This is a genomic window from Gammaproteobacteria bacterium (assembly GCA_003696665.1).
Lineage (GTDB): Bacteria > Pseudomonadota > Gammaproteobacteria > Enterobacterales.
Genome location: RFGJ01000324.1, coordinates 1 through 6,035 on the forward strand (window position 1 = coordinate 1; position 6,035 = coordinate 6,035).

The window sequence follows — 6,035 nt, forward strand, 5'->3', positions numbered from 1 at the left end:
GAATACAAGTTCACCTGCCAGATGCAGATGTACCAAGGCGTGCTGATAGCGCAATGACGACGCCTCGTTGAGATAACCTACCGCCGTATCGCACGACAATGCCATAGATAGTACACCGCTGGTATGACCAACAACGCCAGAATCGTGGCCGTCACCATGCCCCCGATCATCGGGGCAGCGATACGACGCATCACCTCAGAACCTGTGCCATCACCAAACATAATCGGCACCAAACCGGAGATAATCGCTGCCACCGTCATCATCACCGGCCGAACACGCAGCAAGGCGCCCTCTTCCACGGCCTTCGCCACGCCACCATTTTCCAGCGAGCGGCCTGTGTTTTTGGCAGCCTGTATCCGTTTATCCAATGCTTGATTAAGATAAACCAGCATCACCACGCCAATTTCCACGGCCACACCGGCCAGTGCGATAAAGCCCACACCGACCGCAACAGACATATTGAAATCAAGCAGATAGACCAACCAGAGGCCACCAATCACGGCCATGGGAAGCGTTCCCAGAATCAGCAATACTTCGCCAAATCGACGGAAGTTGAGGTACAAGAGCAACATGATGATCGCCAAAGTGACCGGCACCACGATTTTCAACTTTGCCTTGGCGCGTTCCATATATTCATATTGCCCGGACCATTTGATCGAATAACCTGGCGGCAATTGTAAAAAGGCGTCTACGGCTTGCTTCGCTTCTTCGACGTAGGAACCGACATCCCGCCCAGCAATGTCCACATACACCCAGCCATTTGGTCGTGCATTTTCGCTCTTAATGACAGGCGCGCCCTCTTCAACACGAATGTCTGCCACATCTGCCAACGCCACCTGCTCGCCCGTCGGTGTCACAAGCGGCAATCGACGTAAAGCACTCACCGAATCTCGAACATGCTGAGGATAGCGTACATTCACCGGATAGCGCTCTAGACCTTCTGTGGTGTAAGTCACATTCATGCCACCGATAGCAGAGCGCACCACATCCTGAACGTCCTGAATATTCAATCCATACCGCGAGGCACGAACTCTGTCGATATCCACAGTCACATATCGCCCACCGGCAGTTCTCTCCGCATATACTGAGGCGGTCCCCGGCACTTTCGCTAACACTTGTTCCAGCTTCTTGCCAATGCCTTGTATCACATTGAGATCAGGGCCAGCAATCTTGATACCGACCGGCGTTTTGATGCCCGTGGCAAGCATGTCAATGCGTGTTTTAATGGGCATCACGAACGCATTGGTCACCCCGGTCAGCGTGACGATACGATTCAGTTCTTCTCGGATTTTCTCGGACGTCATGCCCGGGCGCCACTGATCCCTTGGTTTTAACTTAATTAGGGTTTCAATCATCGTAAGAGGCGCCGGGTCAGTCGCCGTTTCCGCCCGCCCTACCTTTCCGAACACCGTCTCAACCTCACGTAACTGACGAATAAGGCGATCGGTTTGTTGTAAAACCTGCCGAGCTTTCCCAATGGAAACACCAGGGCGCATCGTTGGCATGTACATGAGATCGCCTTCATCCAAGGGCGGCATAAATTCAGAACCAATCTGTGACAATGGCCACAAACCAACCGCCATGGTGACCACAGAGGCCGCAATCACGGTCTTAGGCCACTTCAGCGCGATCTCAATTAATGGGCGATAGCCCGCCACCAACATTCGATTGACCGGGTTTTTGTGTTCGGGCGTGATATTACCGCGAATAAAAATACCCATGAGCACTGGCACAAGCGTAATGGCCAACCCAGCGGCCATCGCCATCGCATAAGTTTTGGTATAGGCAAGCGGCGCAAAAAGCCGGCCCTCCTGAGCTTCCAAGGTAAATACAGGCAAAAAACTTAAGGTGATGATAAGTAGCGAAAAAAACAATGCAGGGCCCACTTCTTTCGATGCTTCAGCGATCACAGCCCACCGATTTTTATCTTTCCCGCCTTGTTCCAAATGTTTGTGCACATTCTCGATCATGACGATAGCGGCATCGACCATCGCACCAATGGCAATCGCAATGCCGCCAAGCGACATGATATTGGCGTTAATTCCCTGCCAATGCATCACGATAAATGCCCCCAAAATACCGATGGGCAAACTGAGGACCACCACCAATGCCGAGCGGAAATGAAACAGGAAAATGCCGCAGACTAGCGCCACCACGAAAAACTCTTCAATGAGCTTGTGATTAAGGGTTTCCACTGCATGGCTGATGAGACTGGAGCGATCATAAGTGGTGACGATTTCCACTCCGTCTGGCAGGCTTTTTTCCAGCGCTTTGAGCTTCGCCTTGACACCTTTAATGGTTTTCATGGCGTTATCACCAAAGCGCATCACAATGATGCCGCCAACGGTCTCGCCTTCGCCATTCAGCTCAGCCACGCCTCGACGCATTTGCGGGCCAAGGCGAATTTCGGCAATGTCCTTGAGCAAAATTGGTGTCCCTTTCTCGACAATACCAATGGGAATATTGTTGAGATCATCAAGCGATTGAATATACCCCGTGGCGCGAACCATATATTCGGCTTCCGCCATTTCAATCACTGAACCTCCGGATTCCTGGTTCGCCCGCTGGATCGCCATTTTCACCTTGTGCAAAGGCAAACGATAAAGGCGCAATTTGTTCGGGTCGATAACCACTTGGTACTGTTTCACCATGCCCCCAACCGTAGCCACCTCGGCCACACCGGGAACTGTTTGCAGTTCAAATTTTAAAAACCAGTCCTGCAAACTGCGCAATTCGCTCAAGTCATGACGTCCGGTACGGTCAACCAACGCATACTCAAAGATCCAGCCGACTCCCGTCGCATCAGGCCCTAACTGCGGTGTGACACCATCCGGCAATTGACCTGCGATTTGACTTAAGTACTCAAGCACGCGCGAACGCGCCCAGTACAAGTCTGTTCCGTCTTTGAAAATGATATAAACGTAAGAGTCTCCAAAGAACGAGTAGCCCCGGACCGTCTCAGCACCAGGCACAGAGAGCATCGCCGTGCTGATTGGATAAGTGATCTGGTCTTCGATCACCTTGGGCGCCTGCCCCGGATAGGAAGTCCGAATAATGACCTGAACATCAGACAGATCAGGGATGGCGTCGATCGGCGTATTCTTGACGCTGAAAACACCCCATAAGGTGAGAAAAGCCGCGCCAAGCAAGACCAAAAAACGATTTCGCAGGGACCATTGTATGACGGCACTAATCATGTTGATGCCCTCCATGCTCGTGACCGCTATCGGCATGTTTATGCTTAGGCTCAGTGTGCTGTTTCATCTCATGGTCGGCTGATTCAGCAGGCTGCAAGTCCGGCGTGTCCATCACATGAATCTGCTCGATGACGTAACGTTCCTCGTGTTTTCTGAGCCCGAAGTGAATCGTCTTGCCCACCAAGTCATCCGAGAGCTCGATATTGTCTGATACATCAAAATCCATCGTCATGGCTGGCCAGCCCAGTACTTCAATCGGCTCATGGGCAACTGTTACCTGATGATTCTGGACATCAACCGAACGCACGACTCCCTGTCCAAACACTGGCTGCGCCGCTGGTTTTTGTTGTTGGAATCGCTTTAAGGCTTCATCAAGGTTCGATTCCGAGTCAATCAGGAACTGACTGCTGGTCACCACGACATCGCCCGCGTCGAGTCCTTCCACAATTTCCACATACTCATCTGTCTCAACGCCGGTCTTAACGACGGCCACATCAAAATGGCTGTCATCCACACGGGTGATCACACGATCAATGCGCCCGCGAATAACCGCGGACCTTGGCACCACGAGCCGCTCACCAATCTCCTTGGACAACACCGCTGTGGCGAGCATACCGGCACGTAGCCGTTCATCCGGATTATCGACCACAATGCGCACCGGCAAAGTTCGCGTTCTCACGTTGAGCTGTGGATAGACATGCTCAATACGTCCCAACCATTTTTGTGTTGGAAAGGCTTCCACCATCACCTCGACGGGCATGCCTAGCGTGACTAAACCAACATCGCTTTCAAATACATCAACAATGACCCAGACTTGTTTCAAACCCACCAAGGACATGATGACGGTTTTTGGGGTCACAAATTCACCTTCACCTATCCCAATGTGTTCGACATAACCTTCCTGCGGGGCCTTGATGACAAGCCTGTCTTGTATTTGCCGTGTCTTTTTGAGCGTTTCGATTTGTTGTTCGGTCAGCCCCAAGTAACGCAGTCGATCACGCGAGGCTTTTATCAGTGTCGACTCACCACTTTTCAACGCGGTTAGGTATTCTTGCTGCGCATTGACCCATTCGGGAGAGTAGAGCGAAAATAATTTCTGTCCTTGCTTGACGTGCTCACCTTGTGCTTTGACATACAGCGCCTCGACCCAACCATTGACACGGGTATGAACATGGGTGCGCAAGTCTTCATCGTAGGCCACGCGCCCAAATGTCCGGGTCGTTAACACCACTGGCTTTGTTTCAGCCTTCGCTGTCTTAAGTGCCAAATTGTGCGCTTCGACATTATCAATCTTTATGCCGCTTGCTTGGGCGTCCTCCTCGTACACTGGGATCAGATCCATGCCCATCGGCGATTTTCCCGGTTTATCACTTCGGTATGACGGATCCATTGGCGCCACCCAGTACAGCGGCTTTCGCTCGGAATGTGCTGCTGTCGCCCCACTGGTGTTATCAGAATCCGTGCCAATCACGACATAGATGCCTACACCCGCCAGGGATCCAAGAACGAACAGGGTGAGACTCTTCACAAACTGTCTGGTTGTCATGGCCATTCTCCAGTCAAGAAGCGGAACTCGGCATAACTCGCCAACAATGTTTTTTGCAGGAGCAAGCGCTGGACACGAAGCCTCAAATGCTGGTCATAAGCCAACATGGGATCGTTAAAGTCGGCGGTATTACGTTGATACGCATCCAAGGCTGCTTGTCGATTCTGATCACTGACAACCAGCAAGTTCTGGTCGAAATGTGCTATCCGCCGTATTAACCAGCGAATGCGTGTCTCGGTCTCATCCAGACGCGCCTTAAGCGAGGCCAGCACATCATCACGCCGGAATTCGGCGGACAACAGTTGTTTTTGGCGGGCATGAACTTGCTTATCCTGCCGATTGGCCGGCTGCCAAGGCAACGAAAACGCAAAATCGATAGAAACAAAATCCGAACGCGGCTCGCCAAGCATGGTGTTGCCGCCTCGAATACCGTAGCTCACACCAAGGCGCCAGTCCGGCTGGTATGCGGCTTCCGCGAGTGCCAATTGCCGTTTCGCAAACAACACAGATGCCTGTGATGCCTTCAGCATCGGATGTTCGAGCAATCGGCCACGCGCCATCACAATGTCGCTGTCCACATTCCAGTTTGGCCAGTGGGACGCTAACTTTCCGGCCTGCTTTAATTCCGGCACCCAGCGTGCGAGCCGGACCAGCACATCATCTGCTTGTTGACGAGCCTTGACCTGTTGTTCTTCGATTTGTGCTCGTACTGTCTTAATGCGAAATACATCCTGCTGGGCACGCTTCCCAACACGAAACAGGGACAGCGCCACGGATTCCAGCTTGGCATAGATCTCGTCCTGTTTTTTGAGTAAACGCTCTAGTTTCCGCCAGTAGAGCCAATCCACCCACATCTGGCGTATTTGCAGACGCAACTGCCGCTGTCTCAGTTGCAATTCAGCCTTCAACCGCTCCTGCTCCGCCAAGCGCGCCTTCGCCTTAAGCGACAAAGTGTCGCCGGCGGGGAAGCGCTGCTGAACTCCAATGACCACTTGGGTCATTGGCTCTTGCGTCATAGAAAAACTGTCCGTGGGCAGGTTTCGTGCCGCCAACACTACCTGCGGGTCAGGCAGACTTTCATCAAAAGATGCTTGTGCCGTCAACGCGTCAATTTGTTCAGCGATGGCCTTAATCTGCTCATCCCGTGACAGCGCTAAGGCCTCAATTTTTTCCACTGTCCAAAGCTCTGCCGCCCACGACTGTGCGGCAAATACCAAAGTGCTTAGAACTAACCAACGTAGTCGCATGCAATGCTTCCTCCACCATTAAAAATGCAACACAGGCGCCTTGCC

General features: G+C 52.3%; 3 protein-coding genes. All 3 read right to left on the reverse strand.

The genetic code is table 11. The annotated features are described in order from the left end of the window. Window positions 1-77 precede the first annotated feature (77 nt). From D6694_08550 to D6694_08560, 3 genes are read right to left on the reverse strand one after another with little or no spacing between them, the layout of a single operon-like run. Window positions 78-3,197: an efflux RND transporter permease subunit gene (locus tag D6694_08550; GenBank protein RMH41818.1), complete on the reverse strand. Its 3,120-nt coding sequence runs from the start codon at window positions 3,195-3,197 to the stop codon at window positions 78-80. Next, a complete protein-coding gene (locus D6694_08555; protein RMH41816.1) occupies window positions 3,190-4,749 on the reverse strand; it encodes an efflux RND transporter periplasmic adaptor subunit in 1,560 nt (519 codons plus the stop codon). Before D6694_08555 ends, D6694_08550 begins: the two co-directional genes overlap by 8 nt. Then, the gene (locus D6694_08560) at window positions 4,740-5,990 is read right to left on the reverse strand and encodes a hypothetical protein (protein RMH41817.1); all 1,251 of its coding nucleotides are present in this window, start codon (window positions 5,988-5,990) and stop codon (window positions 4,740-4,742) included. The genes D6694_08555 and D6694_08560 overlap by 10 nt, the downstream gene beginning before the upstream one ends. Between the last annotated feature and the right edge of the window lie 45 nt (window positions 5,991-6,035).

Bases quoted from the DNA above. Each gene is read 5' to 3' on its own strand.
- D6694_08550 (RMH41818.1), bottom strand. From the start codon at position 3,197: ATGATTAGTGCCGTCATACAATGGTCCCTGCGAAATCGTTTTTTGGTC.
- D6694_08560 (RMH41817.1), bottom strand. From the start codon at position 5,990: ATGCGACTACGTTGGTTAGTTCTAAGCACTTTGGTATTTGCCGCACAG.
- D6694_08555 (RMH41816.1), bottom strand. From the start codon at position 4,749: ATGGCCATGACAACCAGACAGTTTGTGAAGAGTCTCACCCTGTTCGTT.